The organism is Succinimonas amylolytica DSM 2873 (assembly GCF_000378405.1).
GTDB lineage: Bacteria > Pseudomonadota > Gammaproteobacteria > Enterobacterales > Succinivibrionaceae > Succinimonas > Succinimonas amylolytica.
Genome location: NZ_KB899636.1, coordinates 1,161,621 through 1,181,349 on the forward strand (window position 1 = coordinate 1,161,621; position 19,729 = coordinate 1,181,349).

Here is a 19,729-nt window from a genome sequence, read left to right on the forward strand (position 1 = left end):
TAATTCAGCATACTTTTCAGGGTTCTTTTCGATAAACTCCTCGGATTTGCCAAAGTTTTGAATAATTTTCTTTTTTACCTTCTTTGTCTTTGGATCATAAACAGATTCTATAAGATAAAGGTATCTACCTCCACCTGCTTTTTTGATGGTCAGAAACATAAGAACCTCGGCAAGAAACATTTAACATCCTATGAGGTATTATACCATAAATGCACCATATAGCACCATATAAATACGGCAATTTTAAAAAATCAAAAAAAGTGCAGACCCTTGATATTAAAGGCCTGCACTAGAGGAAGATTATGAAAATTTAGTAATTAGACTGCGGAACACAGGTTTTCTATATGCAGTCGTCATTTTGTTGCTGAGGAGGGTGATATTCTGATAGCGAATCCGCGTTATCCTCACTGCGTGGAACAGTACCGGAATCAGGAGGCGGATTTCTTTTCCATCCTGTTTGATCCGGCACTTCTGCTCAGCAGTGCTCTTGATGAAGAGAATGTTAAGAAAATTTCGGATTTAAAAAACGGCAACAAATTTTTTCCAGAATTTATTGGAAAGATAGAGCCGCTCAATCAGGAGCTTCTGCCATATTTGAAGCTCCTGATAGAAATGAGACATCAGAGCTACGATGATTTTCAGATAGGGGTTATGGGATGCCTTTACATGCTTTTTCAGATACTGAGTCAGCATCAGACGAAGGCAGACAGGACTATTAGCGAATACCAGATGGATTTTTCCAAAATCAGACCGGCTCTTGATGCAGTGATCAATCATTATGAACAGAAGATATCAGTTAGCGCAGTGGCCAGAGAATGCTGCCTGTCGGATAGTCATTTTATGAAAATCTTCAAGAAGACCACTTCAAAAAGCTTTAACGAATACCTGACGGAACATCGAATCCGAGCGGCGGCTAAAATGCTACGAGAAACTTCGGATCGGATAGTTGACATTGCCGGGAGCTGCGGTTTCGGAAATCAGTCTTACTTTACCAGAATGTTTGTCAGGCACAATGCCATGACTCCTGGTGAGTATCGCAGACTGCATTCAGTAGAAAATGCATAGGAGATACAAAAAACCCGGGCATGCCCGGGTTTTCACTAACTGAGTTAAGTAATCAGTTCTCTAGAGAAAACCTATTAACCGTTAACCTTCTTCATGTGAGCAATGAGTTCGAGAACCTTGTTTGAGTAGCCGATTTCATTGTCATACCAGGAAACAACCTTAACGAAGGTGTCGGTAAGAGCGATACCAGCCTTGGCATCGAAGATAGAGGTGTGGGTATCACCGAGGAAATCGGAAGATACAACAGCTTCGTCAGTGTAGCCCAGAACACCCTTAAGCTCGCCGTCAGCAGCGGCCTTCATGGCGTCGCAGATCTGCTGATAGGTAGCAGGGGTCTTGAGGTTAACAGTGAGGTCAACTACTGAAACGTCGAGGGTAGGAACGCGCATGGACATGCCGGTAAGCTTGCCATTGAGTTCAGGAATAACCTTGCCCACAGCCTTGGCAGCGCCAGTAGAGGAAGGAATGATGTTACCAGCAGCTGCACGACCGCCGCGCCAATCCTTGAGAGAAGGACCATCAACAGTCTTCTGAGTAGCGGTGGTGGAGTGAACAGTGGTCATGAGGCCATCGGTAATGCCGAACTTGTCGTTAAGAACCTTGGCAATAGGAGCCAGACAGTTGGTGGTGCAGGAAGCGTTGGAAACGAACTGAGTGCCCTTTTCGTACTTGTCGAAGTTAACGCCGCAAACGAACATCGGAGTGTCATCCTTGGAAGGAGCGGACATAACAACGTACTTAGCGCCAGCGTCGAGGTGAGCCTGAGCCTTTTCCTTGGTGAGGAAGAGACCAGTGGATTCAACTACGTATTCAGCGCCTACTTCGTCCCACTTAAGCTCTGCAGGGTTCTTAACAGCGGTAACGCGAATGCGACGGCCGTCAACAATAAGTTCGCTCTTTTCTACGTCAGCGGAAACTTCGTGATTGAACTTGCCGTGCATGGTGTCGAACTTGAGCATGTAAGCAAGATAGTCAACCGGGCAGAGGTCGTTGATGCCTACAACTTCGATGTCGTCGCGGTTTTCAACGGAAGCACGGAAAACAAAACGGCCGATACGGCCAAAACCATTAATACCAACTTTGATCTTGTCAGTCATAATTATTACCTAAAACACTTAACAACTAAGTAGTTAATAAAAAAATCAACAAGGCATAATTTACCCAAAATCACGGCGCTATGCAAGCTGTTTTATTATCATTTCATCGAGTTTTTCTATATTCATTGTTCAAAGTATCATAAAGGAAAGTACGAATATGAAAGATACTCTTGTTTACGGTATATGGTGCAGAAACTCTACTAGGAATCATTCTCTGCTGATGGTTCTACATAATTAATGTATAACTGAAAGATACTTCGAATTTTTGATGATGTTTAAAGAGATATCTGAGATTGTTAATGATTTTAAAAATTCTTGAGAATCAGATTCTAGTAATGGTTAATAATATATATAATATGAGTTGATTATATAAGCGGTAAGCTTTATTAACAGGATTTAATAACATATGCATGTTGTTGTGAAAAAGGGAAAGTATACATGATAACAGCTTATTATTGGAATATAAAATGTACGAATTCTTAGTTCAGTGATAATAATTTTTAAGATAAAAGATTTTGTCGCTGATTCATACTACCCCAACGCTATTTTTTGCTATAAAATGATATCCGGTTGATTACAAGTAACCCGGATTATGGTTGATATATGACAGATTTAATTGAACAAATTGCCAGGGCTAGGGGCATTGCAGATGAGTATGTTGCCGCCGACGGAAACAAGAAGGTAATTTCCCGCGAGAGCAAGATTGAGTGTCTCCGTGCGCTTGGCTATGATGTTGATGACGAAGCATCGCTGCAGAAGCAGTTTAACTCTCAGGAGGACGAGCTTTTCGACAGGGGTGTGGAACCTGTGATTGTGGCCTTTGAAAATGAAGGTCTTTCATTCGTCATAAGACTTACTGACGATGAAGCCAGGGATCCGCTTACCTTTGAAATAACAAAGGAAGATGGCACAAAGTGTCAGGGACCGGTTCTGACTAATTTGAGCGAAAAGGGCGAAAGCAGAACTATGCACGGTTCCAAGTATACGGCATATGATGCCAAGGTTCCTATTGATCTGCCTTTTGGATATCACGAGATAACTTTTAAGACCAGAAAGCGTACTATTTCTGGAGTCAGACTGATTGTCTGTCCGAAGAGCTGTTACAAACCCCAGAAGATTCAGGAAGGGACTAAGGTATGGGGACCCAGCGTGCAGCTTTATGCTCTCAGAAGCTCCAGAAACTGGGGTATCGGGGATTTTTCTGATTTATCAGAGCTCATCAGATATCTTGCTGACAGTGGGGCAGGATTTGTTGGGATAAATCCTATTCATGCTGCCTATCCTTCAAATCCGGAATCGGCTTCTCCTTACAGTCCTTCCTCTAGACGCTGGCTGAATGTTATTTACATAAGCGTTGAGGATACCCAGGAGTATTCTGAAAATGAGGAAGTACGTCGCAAGGTATGTTCCATTGATTTCCAGAAGAAGCTTAATCAGCTCAGAAGTTCCGAGTATGTTGATTATACCGGTGTTATGAAGCTGAAGCTTGAAGTGCTGAGGGAACTCTTTAACAGTTCAACCATTGCTGACGGCAGATCCAGAAGAGGCAAGGCCTTTACCAAGTTCTGCAATGACGGTGGCATTTCCCTCTATCAGATGGCCACTTATGATGCTCTGCAGGAATATCTGTATAATCAGGGCAAGCAGGCGTGGGGCTGGCCGGTATGGCCTGCAATCTATCAGAAGTATACCAATGCTTCTGTTAAGAACTGGCAGGAAAAGCACGAGGCTGATATCAGATTCTACATGTTCCTGCAGTTTGTTGCTGATGAACAGCTTGAGAAGGCAAACAACGTAGCCAAGGAAAGAGGAATGGCAGTAGGTATCTACCGCGACTTGGCTGTAGGAGTGTCCAACGGTTCCGAAGAGATTTGGGCCAACGGAAATATCTACTGCACCAAGGCGTCTGTAGGTGCTCCTCCTGATCCGCTGGGACCTTTGGGGCAGAACTGGGGGCTTCCTCCGATGGATCCGCAGAAGCTTTTGGATGAAAAGTATCAGCCGATGATTGATCTTTTCCGCGCCAACATGAGGCACTGCGGTTCTCTCCGTATTGACCATGCCATGTCTCTTTACAGATTGTGGTGGGTGCCGCCGGCAGCTCCTGCCAGCAACGGCGTTTATGTGTATTACAGAGTGAAGGATCTTGTCGGCATTCTTGCTTTGGAATCTCATCGTAACAAGTGTCTGATTATTGGAGAGGATTTGGGTACTGTTCCTGATGAGATGCGTACTATTCTGAAAGAGGCCGGTATTCATTCCTACCGTATTTTCTTCTGGGAAAAGGCTGCTGACGGCGGCTATCTGGCTCCGAGAGATTATCCGGAACAGGCTATGAGTGCGCTTTCTACTCACGATATGCCTACTATCGTTGGCTGGTGGAATCATGAGGATCTAAAGCTAGGTCTTGAGCTTGGACTTTACAATGAGAAGCAGGCTCACGATATTGGTGAGGGGCGTTACTATGACCAGCAGAGAATTCTGGATAGCCTTCATGGACTGGGTTCTGTGCCTGATTCGGTTTCCCGGGATGGCCGTAACTGCCCGATGACTCCTGAGCTTCTCAAGGGACTTCAGATTCATATGTGCCGTGGTAGCTGTGCTCTGTTCAGTACCCAGATTGAGGACTGGATCAGGATGGAGAAGCCGGTGAATGTTCCGGGCACTTCTTCCGAATATCCGAACTGGCGTCGCAAGATTACCAAGAATCTGGATGAGATTTTCTCAGATCCTGATGTGGCTAAATTGCTTCAGGATATGACAGAAGCCAGAAACAGTGTTTCCGGCCATTAATCCCAGCTGAGGTCCATTCCAAGCCGGCAGGTCTGTAGCGTTTTGCTACGGTACTGCCGGCTTTTTTGTGCTGACAGTTATGGCTTAATCTGTTTTTTTTTTTGACCTGTTTTCCTGATATTGTCTAGTCTTTAGAAATTCATCCCAGCTCTTTTGTTTAAAGTTCTTCCTGAGAATTTTTCGGTTGGAACTGTTCGTTTTTCTCGCCCCAGCCCTAATTTTCAAGATCAAGTTCAAGTTATGGAAATATTTTTTGGAAAAAAATCCCGTAATGTATAAAAATTCAATAAATGGGACAATAGGGATCTAATCTCCGGATAGGATTCCGTGTTTTTGTTGACGGTTTTTCTTTCGGCCTTCGGGGGCTTTGTAAAGGAAAATTTTGTAAGGAATATTTAGATGCTGATTGATGATTTGAATAATGCCGCTTTGGCAAAGCCTTTTGAAACCTTTGGACTTCAGAAGGTTGAGGGGAAGAAGGGCTTTCTTCTCAGAACGTGGCTTCCCGGTGCCCTTGAGGTGGATGTAAAGTCCCTGGACGGCAAGAAGAAGCTTGGCAAGATGAACCGCGTCAATGAGGACGGTCTTTTTGAGCTTGAATTTCCTGATGCCGATAAGGAATTCCATTATTCATTTGATGTGCATTATCAGGATTCGAGCGTCCCGGTAATTGATCCCTACCAATTCCGCAATGAGGCCTTTGCAGGTCTTTCCACCATGCGCAACGAGGCTGCCAACCTCTATCGCACTCTCGGCGCTCAGCTTACCGAAATTGAGGTTGATGGCGTAAAGGTAAAGGGAGTTCGTTTTGCTGTATACGCTCCTTCAGCCAGTAATGTGAGTGTAATTGGTGACTTTAATTTCTGGGATGGTCGTCGTCATCCTATGGAAAAGAGCCTTTTGGGTCATTGGGTGCTTTTTGTTCCAGGCATCAAGGTCGGCGACCGTTACAAATATGAGCTCAAGGATCCGATGGGCAACAGACTGCCTCACAAATCTGACCCTGTGGGCTTCTATGCCGAACAGTATCCTTCCTTTGCTTCTGTGGTTTATGATCAGAACAAGTTCGAATGGCATGACAGCGAGTGGATTAAGAGCCAGAACAATAATAAGCTGAAGCAGCCGATGTCAATTTACGAGCTTCATTTTGGTTCTTGGAAGCGTCATGAGGACGGTTCCTCCCTTTCCTATCGCGAAATGGCCGAGCAGCTGATTCCTTATGTAAAGGATATGGGTTATACCCATATCGAGCTCATGCCAGTTATGGAGCATCCGTTTTCCGGTTCCTGGGGTTATCAGCCTGTAGGTCTTTTTGCTCCTACCAGCCGTTTCGGTACTGCTGATGATTTCAAGTTTTTTGTGGATAAATGCCACGAGGCTAAACTCGGTGTGATTCTTGACTGGGTTCCGGCTCACTTCCCTTCAGATTCCCATGGCCTTGCCAGATTTGACGGTACCCCGCTTTATGAATACGAGGACCCGAGGAGAGGCTGGCATCCGGACTGGAATTCCTATATCTACGATTTTGGTCGTGATACCGTAAGACAGTTCCTGGTGGCTTCCGCTCTTTTCTGGCTGGATCACTATCATATTGACGGCCTTCGCGTTGATGCTGTGGCTTCCATGCTTTACTGGGATTATTCCAGAAAGGCCGGCGAGTGGATTCCTAACGTGGACGGCGGAAATCATAACTACGAGGCTATCAGCCTGCTCAAGTGGTTTAACGAAGAGGTTTACAAGAACTATCCGCATTGTATGACTGTGGCCGAAGAATCTACCGCATTCCCTGCAGTTTCCCGTCCGACCTTCAATGGCGGTCTTGGATTCGGATTCAAGTGGAACATGGGCTGGATGCACGATACTCTGGAGTATATGAAGAAGGACCCTATCTACCGCAAGTATCATCACAGTGAGATGACCTTCTCCATGATTTATGCCTACGATGAAAACTTCATCCTGCCGCTTTCTCATGACGAGGTTGTTCATGGCAAGCAGTCTCTGCTTTATAAGATGCCGGGTGATGAATGGCAGCAGGCAGCAAACCTCCGTGCCTATATTGGCTACATGTATGCGCATCCGGGCAAGAAGCTGAACTTCATGGGAAGTGAATTTGCTCAGACTGCGGAGTGGAACCATGACAGTCAGCTGCAGTGGTGGCTCCTCGATTTTGACAAGCACAGAGGACAGAAACAGCTCGTTCGTGATCTTAACAAATTGTATGTTTCCGAGCCGGCGTTATATAATGCAGATTATGACAAGTGCGGATTCATGTGGCTTGATCACAGCGACTATCAGAACAGCATTTTCGCTCTGATAAGACGTGATGAGAATCAGGATAACGAAATCATTGTTGTAAGTAATTTCACTCCGACTCCACATCAGAACTACCGTCTTGGCGTACCAAAGAAGGGCACATACAAGGTATTGTTGAATACTGACAGCAAGCACTACTGGGGCAGTGATTTTGATGTAGGCGGTCTGACCTTTAAAGCCAGCGATGTTTCATGGCATGGTCAGTATCATTCAATTACTCTGAATCTCCCTCCGCTCGCTACAGTATTCCTGAAACGTATCGGAGATTAGTAAACTAATATGAGCAGTGATAAATTCACGCTCGTATCAGGTAGAGAGGCCCCGCTAGGGGCCTCTTTGTGTGATAGGGGCTGTAATTTCAGTGTCTGGGCGCCGGAAGCCTCAAAGGTAACCCTGGTGCTTTACACCAATGATGAGCAGGAAATTTGCCGTTTTGACTTACCTGAAAAGAATAACGGGATTTGGTATGGCTGTATAGCCGGGGTGCAGGCGGGGCAGCTGTATGCATACAGTGTAGATGGTAAATACGCCCCCCGGGATGGCGTTGCCTTTGATCCTGAAAAACTTCTTATCGATCCTTATGCCAAAAAGCTCAGTCGGCCGGTGCTCTGGAATTATGACAAATATCTTCATGATTCCCGGGCCTTTATAAGCAAATCAGTGGTGGTGGATGATGCTTTTGACTGGCAAGGAGTGCAGAAACCGAATATTACCCGTGGCAAGGCCATTATTTACGAGACTCATGTAAAGGGCTTTACCAAACTGAATGAGCTTGTGCCGCCGCATCTTCGCGGTACCTACCTTGGTCTTTGCCAGCCGGAGGTCATTAATTACATAAAAACTCTCGGCATTACCGTGGTGCAGCTCATGCCTATTTATGCCAAAATGAGTGAATCCCGGCTGGTGGATATGGGGCTTTCCAATTACTGGGGCTATAATCCGATATCCTTTATGGCTCCAGAGCCTTCCTATGCCTTCGGGGATGCGGTTACCGAATTTAAAACCATGATTCGGGAGTTCCATCGGGCCGGTATTGCCGTAATTCTCGATGTGGTTTACAACCATACTGCGGAAGGCGGCTACGGTGGACCTAATGTTTCATTCCGAGGCTTTGACAACCGTAATTATTATGTTTATGAGCACAGTGCCGACGGGAAAGGCTTTAATTATGAGGCTACCACCAATGTTACCGGCTGCGGCAACAGCTTTAATGCATCTTCGGAGCCGGGGCTCAGAATTATTCTGGATTCCCTTCGTTACTGGCTAACTGAAATGCAGGTTGACGGTTTCCGGTTTGATCTTGCGGTAACAGTAGCCCGGGAGACTACCCCGTATGTGTTCAACTCCTTTGAGCCTCACGGAACCTTCTTCAAGTCTGTGAATGCGGATCCGATTATAAGCAGAGCCCTCCTTATTGGCGAGCCCTGGGATATTGGCGGGTTCGGTTATCGTCTGGGACAGTTTCCTCCCAAGTGGAGCGAACAGAACGATCGCTATCGTGATACAGTACGCTCCTTCTGGAGAGGAGATCCCGGCTGCATGGGAGAGTTCGCCACCCGGCTTTTAGGTTCCCGAGACATCTATCCTAAAGATTTAAGATCCATCAACTCTTCTGTAAATTTTGTTTCCTATCATGACGGTTTCACACTGGAGGATGTTGTTAGCTATAACAACCGCCATAATGAGGCCAACAAGGAGGACAACAAGGACGGTACCAGCAATAATGTTTCCTGCAATTATGGCGAGGAAGGCCCCACCAAAAATGTCAGAATTCAGAAGAAACGGGCTCAGATAAAGAGAAATATGCTGGCTACGGTAATGCTTTCCCAGGGGATTCCCCATATCGTGGCCGGAGATGAGATTTCCAGAACTCAGAATGGCAATAACAATGCCTACTGTCAGGATAACGAGCTCAGCTGGGTGCACTGGGATCTGGACAAGGACAAGCAGGATCTCTATAACTTTGTGAAGCTTCTGACCAGCATCCGTCTTAGTTCCCGGGTGTTTACCGAGCTCCAGCTTAGAGATGACAAATTCCGAATCACAGGGAAACCTCATCATGAGGTTAACTGGTATCATCCCAGCGGTTTTGCTTTGGTGGATAATGACTGGCACTCTCCGGTGGCACAGGTGTTCATGCTGGATATCGGTTGTAGCGATGCTACTGGTGAACGTTTTGTTATTATGTTTAATGCCAGCGGGTACGATATCTGCTTCCATCTTCCGGAGAATTCTCCTGGAAGACGCTGGAGTGCCGTTATGGATACCTGTGAGGCGGACGGCACGCCGCGTCGTTTCAGTGACGAAACCGGGCTGTATCCCGTATGCTGTTCTTCCTCGGTGAAACTTCTCAAGGAAATTCCGGACGACGGCAAACGAGTGGCCAGCATTATTGAGAGAATGGAACAGACTGCGGAACCGAAGACCGATGTGGTTTCAGGTACTGAGGAAATTTCTGATACCGAAGAAGCGGCTGTCCCTGAGAATGATGATATGCTAGTCTGCAGCTTTAAGACTCCTGCCAGAAAGAGTGGCTCTCCTTCTCACAAGTTCAGTCATGCGAGAAAGAGTTTTGCCTTCAGAAAGAAGAGTCTTATCAGAAGCAAATTCGGTAAGAAAAGATAAGTCTTGATAAGAAAAACTAACAGGATTCAGCAAATTCTTTAATAAAGGAATCAGAGTCAGAAACTGGTTCCTTTTTTTGTCCTGCTTTACTCATTATGCCGGACTTTTGTTAAGATTTTGGGAAATCCGTCTGTGAAGATTTGTTTTTCATGACATGCCGATCTGAGAACGCCGACATTTTGGGGATTTGATTTGCTGATTTCTTTGCCGAACACCAGAGTTCGTCATAAAATCAGGGATACAGTTTCACGGAATCGGATCGAACTGTTTCCGATTATCATGAAGACGAAATCGAAAGTGCCGAGGAGATTTTAAATGCGCAAGGATTTAGGTGAAAAGCCTTTAATTTATCCGCAGCCGGTTCTGCTGGTGGGAACATACGATGCGGACGGAATTCCAAATCTGATGACCGCTGCTTGGGGATGCGTCTGGGGGTTTAAAGAAGTGGAAATCAACCTTTCCATTGATCACAAGACCTCTCATAACATTCGGCTGCATAAGGCTTTTACTTTAAGCATGGCCACTCAGAGTGTGCTCAGGGAGGCTGACTATGTTGGTTTAGTCAGCGGCAAGAAGGTTGCGGATAAGATAGAGCAGGCAGGCTTTCATGATGAGCCGGCGCCTCATGTATATGCCCCGATGTTCCGGGAGCTTCCGCTGACTCTTGAGTGCAAGGTTCTTACTATGTACCAGAATGAGAAGAAGGATGATTTCCGGGTAGTGGGGGAGGTGGTCAATGCTTCTGCCGACGAATCGATTTTGGACGAAAACGGCGTTATTGATCCCGCAAAGCTTAAGGCTGTTTCCTACGCTCCTGATGGTCATTACTACGTGCTCTGTGCCGAGAAGGTTGGTAATGCTTTCAAGGATGGAAAGGAGCTTATTAAAAAGTAGTATGGTGTTTTGTTGAAATTCACCACCATACATGTGGGTTATTCGCAAAAGGTCACTCTTTGGAGTGGCTTTTGTTTTTGGAGAGGAGAAAGTTTACCCGGTAACAACAGTGCAGACAGGGGTGAATAAAAGTAATTGTCTAGTCGGGAGAGTTGATAACTTTTGAAAATATGAAATGCTTTCATATTGTTCTGTGAAGAAAGTGCTAAAGCGGACAGGAAAGGTCTTTCATTACTTGAAAATGGATACGAGGATTCGTATCTGCTATCTAAAAAACTATAAATTGTGTTTTTGTGTGATTATGAGAACTAGATCTGGTGTTTTTGCTAAATTTTTTTCAAAAGTGCTCAGAATTTGCACAATTCTTGCTTTGAATACAAAAATCAAGAACAAGTTTCTAAATAAACTGTTTTTTTTAGTTGCTAACAGAATTATTCACAGGTTTTGTGACTTGGTAACATGAGCTTTTTTTGGAAAACGGTTCCGAGGTTTTCAGGCTGTTAGGGATGAGGAATTCCTAAAATTATGGTTGTCAGTGCTTTGTTAAAATATCCTGACATTGCCAGCTCAGGAATAGCATTTCTGTTCATTCATCAGACAGCGATTGGTCTTTAAGTTTGGCTTCCTTTTCCACATGGAAGCATGAAAAAGAAATTGTTGTAGCACTGCAAATCTGGCAAAAACTACGAATATGATTGTAGAACGATCGAAAAAGTTGACCACTAAAACGATCGGAAGTTGACCACTCCGATTTTAACTTAAACTTTCATTCTTTGCCAATAAATTTGCCTTCTTGGCAGCGAGCAATCTGTAACTGTCGCCATTGATTGTAAGCACACTACAATGATGAAGCAGTCTGTCTAAAATAGCAGTGGCGGCAGTTGTATCACCAAGTATCAGCCCCCAATCACTGACAGGTCTGTTGCTGGTTATAACAGTACTTTTGGATTCATATCTTCTGCTTATCAGCTGAAACAAAAGATGTGAGCCATTTGCACTGAAGGGACAGTATCCTAATTCATCAATGATGAGGACTTTAACCTTAGCAAGTTTCTGCATTTTTTGTTCAAGCTTTCCCATTTCATGGGCTTCGGAGAGTTCTTTGATAAGAGCTTCTGCCGTTTTAAAAAGTACTGAGTATCCTTGTTTTACGGCAAGCAGACCGAATCCTATGGCCAGGTGTGTTTTGCCTACTCCTGGAGGTCCAAGAAAGAGAATATTAGAGCCACTGCCAGCCCAGGACAGCGTTTTAAGTTCTCTGATGACAGCCGTATCGATACAAGGCTGCACCGAGAAGTCAAACTCCTCAAGAGTGCATTTGCGAGGGAAATGGGCTGCCATAATCCCAATCCTTATTCTGTTTTCCTCTCGACGACTAATTTCACGACTAAAGACAAACTGCAATATTTCTCTGGGATTCATTCTGCTGTTTGTAGTTTCACTGATAATTTCCTCAATGTGATCTCTGCAGAAAGTCAAATTCAGCCTGTCAGCCATAGCAATAAGATTGTTGTCAGATGCCATTACCATGATCCCCCAGTAACCTTTGCATACTCATCGAGTGAACGTGACAGGCTGTTCTGCCCCCACGTTTCATAATCGGGACTAACGTCATTAAAAATTTTAATGGTTGATTTTTCCTGTAATTTTGCAGTATAAAAGGAAGTGGCCTTATCTATTCTGATAACTTTATTATCAGCATCGTGGAAGATGATTTCTGTGTCTGTTATCTGAATAAATACGCTTTGATTGGAGTACTGCTCCGGTAGTTTATACAATCTGTTCTCGACGCGGATAAGGCCACACTTGTCTGCCTTTCTGGTTTCCTCACGTATGTTTGTAAAAAATACCCTGTCAACAGTCCTAAGTTCAGATCGTTCCTTTTGTGTAAATCTTTCTGCCGGAGTTTCAGCTTGTATGCCGGAGGTATGAACCAGTGAAAGTTTCCTTACGTCTGAGTATTTCACCAACCATAAATCTATCCACTTCTGTAAGTCCTCAAGAGAATCAAAGTTTCTGCCTGGTAGTGCATTTTCCTTGAAATACCTTACCATACGTTCACATTTACCTTTAGAGCGGGGTTTATATGGCGTACACGCGACAGGCTTAACATTCCAATAATGGCAGAATGCCGTATACCTTTCATTAAATTTGAGCTCACTGCCGTTATGTACTGTAACCAGACATTTTGTATTATCTGAGACTATTGCCAGAGGAACTCCTCCAAAATGTCTAAAAGCATTCTCAATACCATTAAGCCATGCTTCAGTATTTTCTGCCGTAAACGCCTTTACGTAAATTCTTCTCGAATAACCGAGAACACTAACAAAAAAGTGAATCCTGATATTACTCCCGCCTATCATCACATCCTGTTCTCCAAAATCTATCTGCAGGTGATCACCAGGTTGAGTTTCATAGCGGCAAGGGATTGATTCGCCACGATTCTTCAGTTCCTTTCTAAACTGTTTGCAGAAAATCTGTAACCCTCGTAAATTCGCACTGCCATCATACGATTCCTTAAGTTTTCTCAGCAGAGGTACACAGTGTCCATTCATCTCGAAAAACAGCTCTTTAATTGTTTCTCTGTTGATCTTCAAATAGTTATTAAAACTGTCCTGCACATGTACCTTTGGTTGTTGAATACCATTCATGTATTTACGAACAGATTGCCTTGAAATTCCCAATTTTCTGGCTATATCCCTGATAGACTTTCCTTGTTTAGAAAGTTCATGGATCTGATTTTGAAATATTGAATCAAACATTCTGGAATACCCATTTTCTTTTATAAGATATTCCGACATTTTATGTTTTTTAGATCTTCTCATGACCACTCCATTATCTATTTGTTTCATAATTTATAGGTGGTCAACTTTAATTCGTTTAGGTGGTCAACTTTTACGATCGTTTAACAATGATATCAGCGCACTCTGGTAAAGAAGTATTACTGTATGGCCGTTCTCTGACAGATCTATGATATGCATAGTAAAATGCTAATTCGATAATTGAGCGACTCCTTATCATATATGGCCTTGTTCCTGGTTCTGTCTTTATTTGGTGCGGAATGAAGGGATGTGTCAGGGATTTCTCCGGTGCTCCTGTCAAGGATTACCGAAGCCTTGGAATGAAGGGGCTAATACCTAATACAAATCAGGTTACTTGAAAGAGGAAGCAGTTATATCCTGAATGGTTCCGAAAGTCATCTTTGTCTAAAAAAACTCCCGGACAGAACCGGGAGCTGTAAGATTGTCAGGAATGCTAGTTCCTATCGTCCAGAGTTCAGTGCTTTTTTGAATTCGGAAACGTAGTTCTTTATAGCCTCCAGGCTGAAGTTAGTTTCTCTCATGATATTGATGAGATGAGTACCGACAATGCAGCCGTCAATATGATCCGCATATGGTTTTACATCGGCGTATTCTTTGATGCCAAACCCCATCATTACTGGAATTTTGGAAATATTTCTGACATTGTCCAGGTAATCAGTGGTGTTTTTGTAAAACTCGTTTGCATCCTGACCGGTAACACCCATAGATGAAATGCAGTAGGCAAAGCCGTGAGCATCCTCAAGAAGCATCGGAATTCTGTCTCCTGAGATAGGGGCGATGAGCGGTAACAGGAACGGTGCGCCGGGAATGGTCAGAAATTCCTTAAGTTCAAAGCTTTCCTCGTACGGGAGATCCGGAACGATAAGGCCGTCCACACCGCACTCGGCACAGGTTTCCACGAATTTCTTGATTCCAAAGTGGTTAATGGTGTTGTAGTAAAGCATAAACACCACCGGAACCTGACAGTCTTTTCTGAGTTCCCGCATCATCTCAAAAATTTTGTTGATGTTGGTACCGTTTTTAATGGCCTCAATGGAAGCTGCCTGAATAACCGGACCATCAGCAATGGGATCTGAGAACGGTACTCCCAGTTCGATAACATCCACACCGGCTTCATCCTGAGCCTTGATTATGGAAACAGTATCGCTGAGACTTGGCAATCCTGCGGTTACATAGGTAATAAAAGCCTTTTCGCCCCTGTTTTTAAGGGAATTCAATCTTTCTTCGATTCTGTTCATATTACAGACCACCTTTTTCGTTAATGTAGCCGGCGATGGTGTTCACATCCTTGTCACCACGTCCTGACAGGTTAACAATGACCACATCGTCCTTTGTCAGTGTTTTGCAGAGCTTTGGCAGATAGGCAAGGGCGTGGGAGCTTTCAATGGCAGGAATAATGCCTTCCAGCTTGCAGAGCTCCAGAAGCGCTTCCATGGCCTCGGAATCAGTTACGGCATCGTAGGTAACTCTGCCAGTCTGGCAAAGGTACGCATGTTCCGGTCCCACTCCCGGATAATCCAGTCCTGCGGATATGGAGTAGGCGGTTTTGACATTGCCGTCAGCATCCTGAAGGAGGTAGGAACGCATGCCGTGAAGAATGCCTATGGTTTTGGCAGACATGGCGGAGGCATGTTCTCCGGTGCTGATGCCCTTTCCTGCTGCTTCTACGCCGTAGAGCTTAACCTCGGCATCATCCAGGAATCCGGCATAAATGCCGATGGAGTTGGATCCGCCGCCGACACAGGCAACCACGGCAGAAGGAAGACGGTTTTCTTTTTCAAGAATCTGTTTCCTGGCTTCATCGCCAATCACTCTCTGGAAACGCTTCACGATTTCCGGGTAGGGAGCAGGGCCTACTGCCGAGCCTAAAACGTAGAAGGTATCCTCGGCATCCTTGGCCCAGGTTCTGATAGCCTCGTTGCAGGCATCCTTTAGAGTATCTGTTCCGGAACGAACCTCAACTACTTCGGTTCCCAGCATTCTCATTCTCATGACGTTAAGAGCCTGTCTTCTCATGTCTTCGGCTCCCATAAATACCCGGCACTTCATTCCGAAAAGAGCGGCGGCGGTAGCAGTGGCTACACCGTGCTGTCCGGCACCGGTTTCGGCAATAACCTTGGTCTTGCCCATTCTCCGGGCCAGCATGATTTGCCCGATGGCGTTGTTGATCTTGTGAGCTCCGGTGTGGTTAAGATCCTCGCGTTTCAGGTAAATCCGGGGACCGTATTTGGCGGAGAGCTTTTCGGCAAAATAAAGCGGAGTTTCACGACCTACATAGTCCTTCATGTAGTAGTCGAATTCCTCCCAGAATTTCGGATCTTTGATGATTTCGTGGTAGGCCTTGTCCAGTTCGATAAGGGTAGGCATCAGAGATTCTGCAACGTACTGACCTCCGAACTCCCCGTACATTTTGTTTTTCATAATTAAGTCCTTGGAATTTTCAGGAACGAATCATTTTGATGGTTGTTATTTTACTATAGGCAACACCAGTATTCACATTTTTGAAATTAATTTTTTATGTTGAAATTAATTTCAAAAATGCTAGTCTGATAGCTATGGCAGTTGATGAAATACAGTTCTTTTTCCGGAGGAGTTATGTCAAATGCGAGAGATCTGGTGAAGGTAAGCCGGCTGTTTTACCTGGATTCCCTTAGCCAGAAGGAGATTTCCGAAAAACTGGGTATTTCCAGACCGCAGGTATGCCGGATGCTTCAGGAGGCCAGAAATCAGGGTATTGTAAAGATTACTATTGATTCCCCCTTTGATCGTGAGGATTATCTTGCAGAAAAACTGGAGCGGATTTTTGGGCTCAGAACCGTATATGTATATAAAACTTTGGAGAATGAGAGAGACGAGAGCTTTTATAAGCAGTGCGTCCGGGATTTGACCCCTTTCTTTAAAAAATATTCTCGGATTGCTGTGATGAGCGGAAGAACTCTCTGGGGCATTGCCTGCATGCTGCCGGATACCGTAAAAACTGGTAATTCCTTTGTTCCGCTAGCTGGTATTTCGGGAAGCCGTGGGCAGTCATTTCAGGCTAACGAAATTGCCAGGGAGATGGCGATGCGTGCTGGTGGCTCCTTTGCCACTTTGAATACACCGCTTTTGGTTCGTAATCCCGACCTGGGACGGCTTTTGTACCAGGATCCTGGAATTAGCGAAATTCTTGAGGAAGGGAGAAATGCCGATCTGGCACTGGTCGGTATTGGCAGTGTTGACGAAAATTCCGGCTCTTATCGGAGCGGTGCTTATCTCAGGGAAGATATTGATGTTTTGAGATCACAGGGAATAGTGGGGAGTATGTGCTGTTCTTTTTTTGACAGGGAGGGGGCTTTTAGGGAGCCGGAAATTTCCCGAAGGCTTATAGGTATCCGGATTTCGGAATTCAGGCATGCTGTGGTTTGGGCTTTTGCCGGTGATGCGGCGGATGTAGGGGCTCTTTCAGGGGCTCTCAGAACGCGCCGAGTGAATAGTCTTTCTGTGACCGAGGCTACGGCCGAAGCACTTTTGAAATTTTCCGGTGAGTCATAATCATGTTTACCAGGAGCATCGTAATGGTCATGAAAAAGCCCCGCGTTTTATCCTGCAGCGGGGCTTTTAGGTAATAAGCACTTAAACGTTTTTCCAGTATTTACTGGACAGTAAACGGAATGAAGCTTACGGTCTTGATACGTCCCTTATCATCAGGAATCATGCTTTTCGGTGCGGGCAGGAACTCGTTAAGGAGCTTCAGCGCCAGTGGTTTGTTTACAAGTGCAACTGCCTGTACCAGGCTTTTACCGAAATCGGAAATATCGTCTGTTACAATAGGCTTTGAATAAACCACCCGGAATTTTCCATCAAGCTTGGCCAGCTTTGAGGCTTCGGCCACAGCATCATCAAAGTTGCCCAGTTTATCCACAAGTCCGATATCCACAGCCTGTTCACCAGTGTAGATGCGTCCCTCGGCAATAGGACGCACATCTGCCATCTTCATTTTTCTGGCATCGGCCACCATTTTAAGAAATACCTCATAGATATGATCAATTTCCAGCTGTGCCATGGTTTTATAGGTCTCGGGAAATGGTTCCATTATGGAAATCCCCTGGGAGCCTTCGCTGCCAACTCCGTCAACATGAACCCCGGCAAAATTTGCCAGCCTGCTGATATTTCCCGAGATAGCGAATACTCCGATGGATCCAGTGATGGCAGTAGGCTCGGCTACGATGAAGTCGGAGGCTGTTGATATCATGTATCCGCCCGAGGCAGTCATGCCGCTCATGTAGACCACCACCTTCCTGCCGGACTTTCTGAATTCTTCGACCTTGGCTCTGATCTGATCTGAGGCGAATACGTCGCCACCAGGGGTATCAAGATACAGGATCATAGCTTTTACGGATTTATCTTCTATTGCCCGGTTCAACTGAGGGAGCAGATTATCACTGGTGAAATCCCAGTAGTACTCCGAGGTCGGGGTGATTTCTCCGGATCCGAAAATAACAGCAATTTTGCTCTTGCCGGAGCCTTTTTCGGAATCTGAGTCCTTGGATATTTTGAGGTAGTCATCCCATGCCAGGGATTCCAGTCTGGGGTAGTAGATCTTGGTGTCTGTTTTCAGAGAAATGTGTTCAGCCTGGGAGACATCCTTCAGGAAGGTGTCATAGTCGGCCAGCTTATCGACCAAAAAGCCTTCCTTGGAGGCTCTGGCACCGTCTCCAGAGGATTTTTTCAGGAGAGAAAGATAGCGATCACTTCCGAAGACAAAGTTTTCGATTTTTGTTCCGGGACGATTTTCGGAAATAAGCTTCCTGTACTGATTCCAGAGGTTGTCGGCAATACCCTGGTATTCTTTCTTCACATGGGGGCTCATTTCATTCTGATTGAAGGGCTCGATGGCACTCTTGTATTCTCCGGCCTTTGGGGTGAATACTGTGATCATGGCATGATCCAGAAGATCCCTGAAGTACATAGATTTCAGCTGATATCCGGAGAGGTAGACTCCACCTAGCGGATGGGCATAGACATTATCTTTCACATAGGATGCCAGAGCATAGGAGTTCCGATCGTAGGCTTCGGAGTAGATATAGACTTTCTTTCCCTTTTGCTGAAACTTCTTAAGCTCACTGCCGATGATTTTTGCCTGATCAATACGCATAGCAGCTGCATCGCCAAGACGGATTACTATCGCTTTGATTTTATTATCATCGGTGGCTCTTTGAATGGCCTTTCGGAAATCCTGAAGATAAAAATAATCCTTGGGCTTGTTGTTTTGCAGGGCATTGAGAATCAGATGGGATACGGATTCCACCGGTGGAGCATCCTGCACAGCGGTGTTGATAAGCACTGACAGCACCGGAGACTTGGGATTCTTCACACTCGATGAGGAACCAGCTCCCTCAGAAATCAAGGTAAGCACACCAAGAAAGCAAAAAAATGAAATAATTCCGAAAAACAGAAACAGGAAAAAGAAAATATTAAGGAAAAAGTTTCTGATATAGGTGCATACAGCCCCGATACGGTCAAGAAATTTTAGAAAACCCATTATGAGGTCCGTCCTTAGTAATTGCCGTGCATAATACAGTGTAATTTTAAAATATTTTTTCAGCATTTACACACTTTTAATGCTGCCGGTGACTCTTGAGCAAAAAAAAGAACTCCCGAAGGAGTTCAAAAGACAAAAACAAAATGGAGGTTGCTGATTTGTCAGGTTCGTTGATTTTAATTCTTTCTAAAACGGTTCAGAAAGCTGTCCAGAGGAAGATCCTTCTGTGTGAATTCCTTGGTGTGCGGAGCTGTAATGTCGTCAATGTACTTGGTATCATTTTTGAAAACAACAGCACTGTCGGCAACAGCTTCAAATTTGTCATCATTAACAGACGGTTTGCGTAACTGTTCTTCGATATTTGTAAAATTTAACTGGTTTGCAAGGGGGGTCATAACTAGCTGCATTCCTATAAGGCTTCACAACACATGGTTTACAAAAGTTTTACAATTATAACATTGTTTTAGCATCCTGTATGCTATTTGTTCACATTTTTTGATGCCGGACGAATTTGTCTGGCATACGGGATTTGCACTGAACTGTGTCAGATGAAAGTGTCGTTATTGTGTGGTAATCGGGCTGTGGGGGCGGGAGCTTTA

The 19,729-nt window shown here is 44.8% G+C and carries 14 protein-coding genes; 6 read left to right on the forward strand and 8 right to left on the reverse strand.

What is annotated here, in order from left to right; translation table 11 throughout:
* Positions 1-180, reverse strand: a 180-nt coding sequence (locus F557_RS22595; protein ID WP_026297760.1) for a hypothetical protein, incomplete at its 3' end; no start/stop codon positions are given.
* A gap of 231 nt (positions 181-411) precedes the next feature.
* Between F557_RS22595 and F557_RS21030 the strand changes: the two genes are divergently transcribed.
* Positions 412-1,065, forward strand: coding sequence for a helix-turn-helix domain-containing protein (locus F557_RS21030; protein ID WP_019001190.1), 654 nt, complete (start codon positions 412-414; stop codon positions 1,063-1,065).
* A gap of 74 nt (positions 1,066-1,139) precedes the next feature.
* Here F557_RS21030 and gap read toward each other — a convergent pair whose 3' ends face one another.
* The gene (gene gap, locus F557_RS0105230; protein WP_019001191.1) at positions 1,140-2,162 is read right to left on the reverse strand and encodes a type I glyceraldehyde-3-phosphate dehydrogenase; all 1,023 of its coding nucleotides are present in this window, start codon (positions 2,160-2,162) and stop codon (positions 1,140-1,142) included.
* Between the two features lie 603 nt (positions 2,163-2,765).
* Between gap and malQ the strand changes: the two genes are divergently transcribed.
* The 4 genes from malQ to F557_RS0105250 all read left to right on the forward strand — a co-directional run bounded on the left by malQ (position 2,766) and on the right by F557_RS0105250 (position 10,787).
* Positions 2,766-4,955, forward strand: coding sequence for a 4-alpha-glucanotransferase (malQ, locus tag F557_RS0105235; protein WP_019001192.1), 2,190 nt, complete (start codon positions 2,766-2,768; stop codon positions 4,953-4,955).
* A gap of 399 nt (positions 4,956-5,354) precedes the next feature.
* Complete coding sequence (gene glgB / locus F557_RS0105240) at positions 5,355-7,538, forward strand: 1,4-alpha-glucan branching protein GlgB (protein ID WP_019001193.1); 2,184 nt, start codon at positions 5,355-5,357, stop codon at positions 7,536-7,538.
* A 9-nt stretch (positions 7,539-7,547) separates the two neighbouring features.
* Positions 7,548-9,893: a glycogen debranching protein GlgX gene (gene glgX / locus F557_RS18910; RefSeq protein ID WP_084761485.1), complete on the forward strand. Its 2,346-nt coding sequence runs from the start codon at positions 7,548-7,550 to the stop codon at positions 9,891-9,893.
* Between the two features lie 315 nt (positions 9,894-10,208).
* Complete coding sequence (locus F557_RS0105250; RefSeq protein WP_019001195.1) at positions 10,209-10,787, forward strand: flavin reductase family protein; 579 nt, start codon at positions 10,209-10,211, stop codon at positions 10,785-10,787.
* A gap of 753 nt (positions 10,788-11,540) precedes the next feature.
* Here the strand turns inward: F557_RS0105250 and istB are convergent.
* From istB to trpB, 4 genes are all read right to left on the reverse strand, one after another.
* Positions 11,541-12,284 carry an IS21-like element helper ATPase IstB gene (gene istB / locus F557_RS0105255; protein WP_245539385.1) on the reverse strand — a complete coding sequence of 248 codons (744 nt, stop codon included), beginning with the start codon at positions 12,282-12,284 and terminating at the stop codon, positions 11,541-11,543.
* A gap of 26 nt (positions 12,285-12,310) precedes the next feature.
* Positions 12,311-13,612, reverse strand: a complete 1,302-nt coding sequence (gene istA / locus F557_RS0105260) for an IS21 family transposase (RefSeq protein ID WP_245539386.1) — start codon at positions 13,610-13,612, stop codon at positions 12,311-12,313.
* A gap of 437 nt (positions 13,613-14,049) precedes the next feature.
* Positions 14,050-14,847, reverse strand: a complete 798-nt coding sequence (gene trpA, locus F557_RS0105265; protein WP_019001197.1) for a tryptophan synthase subunit alpha — start codon at positions 14,845-14,847, stop codon at positions 14,050-14,052.
* Between the two features lies 1 nt (position 14,848).
* On the reverse strand, positions 14,849-16,030 hold the full coding sequence (gene trpB / locus F557_RS0105270) for a tryptophan synthase subunit beta (RefSeq protein ID WP_019001198.1): 1,182 nt from the start codon (positions 16,028-16,030) through the stop codon (positions 14,849-14,851).
* A gap of 174 nt (positions 16,031-16,204) precedes the next feature.
* Between trpB and F557_RS0105275 the strand changes: the two genes are divergently transcribed.
* Positions 16,205-17,140, forward strand: a complete 936-nt coding sequence (locus F557_RS0105275) for a sugar-binding transcriptional regulator (protein ID WP_019001199.1) — start codon at positions 16,205-16,207, stop codon at positions 17,138-17,140.
* A 100-nt stretch (positions 17,141-17,240) separates the two neighbouring features.
* Here F557_RS0105275 and sppA read toward each other — a convergent pair whose 3' ends face one another.
* The gene (gene sppA, locus F557_RS0105280; protein WP_019001200.1) at positions 17,241-19,130 is read right to left on the reverse strand and encodes a signal peptide peptidase SppA; all 1,890 of its coding nucleotides are present in this window, start codon (positions 19,128-19,130) and stop codon (positions 17,241-17,243) included.
* 176 nt (positions 19,131-19,306) lie between these two features.
* Positions 19,307-19,525 (reverse strand): hypothetical protein, encoded by a 219-nt coding sequence (locus F557_RS0105285; protein WP_019001201.1) that lies wholly within the window; start codon positions 19,523-19,525, stop codon positions 19,307-19,309.
* Positions 19,526-19,729 lie beyond the last annotated feature (204 nt).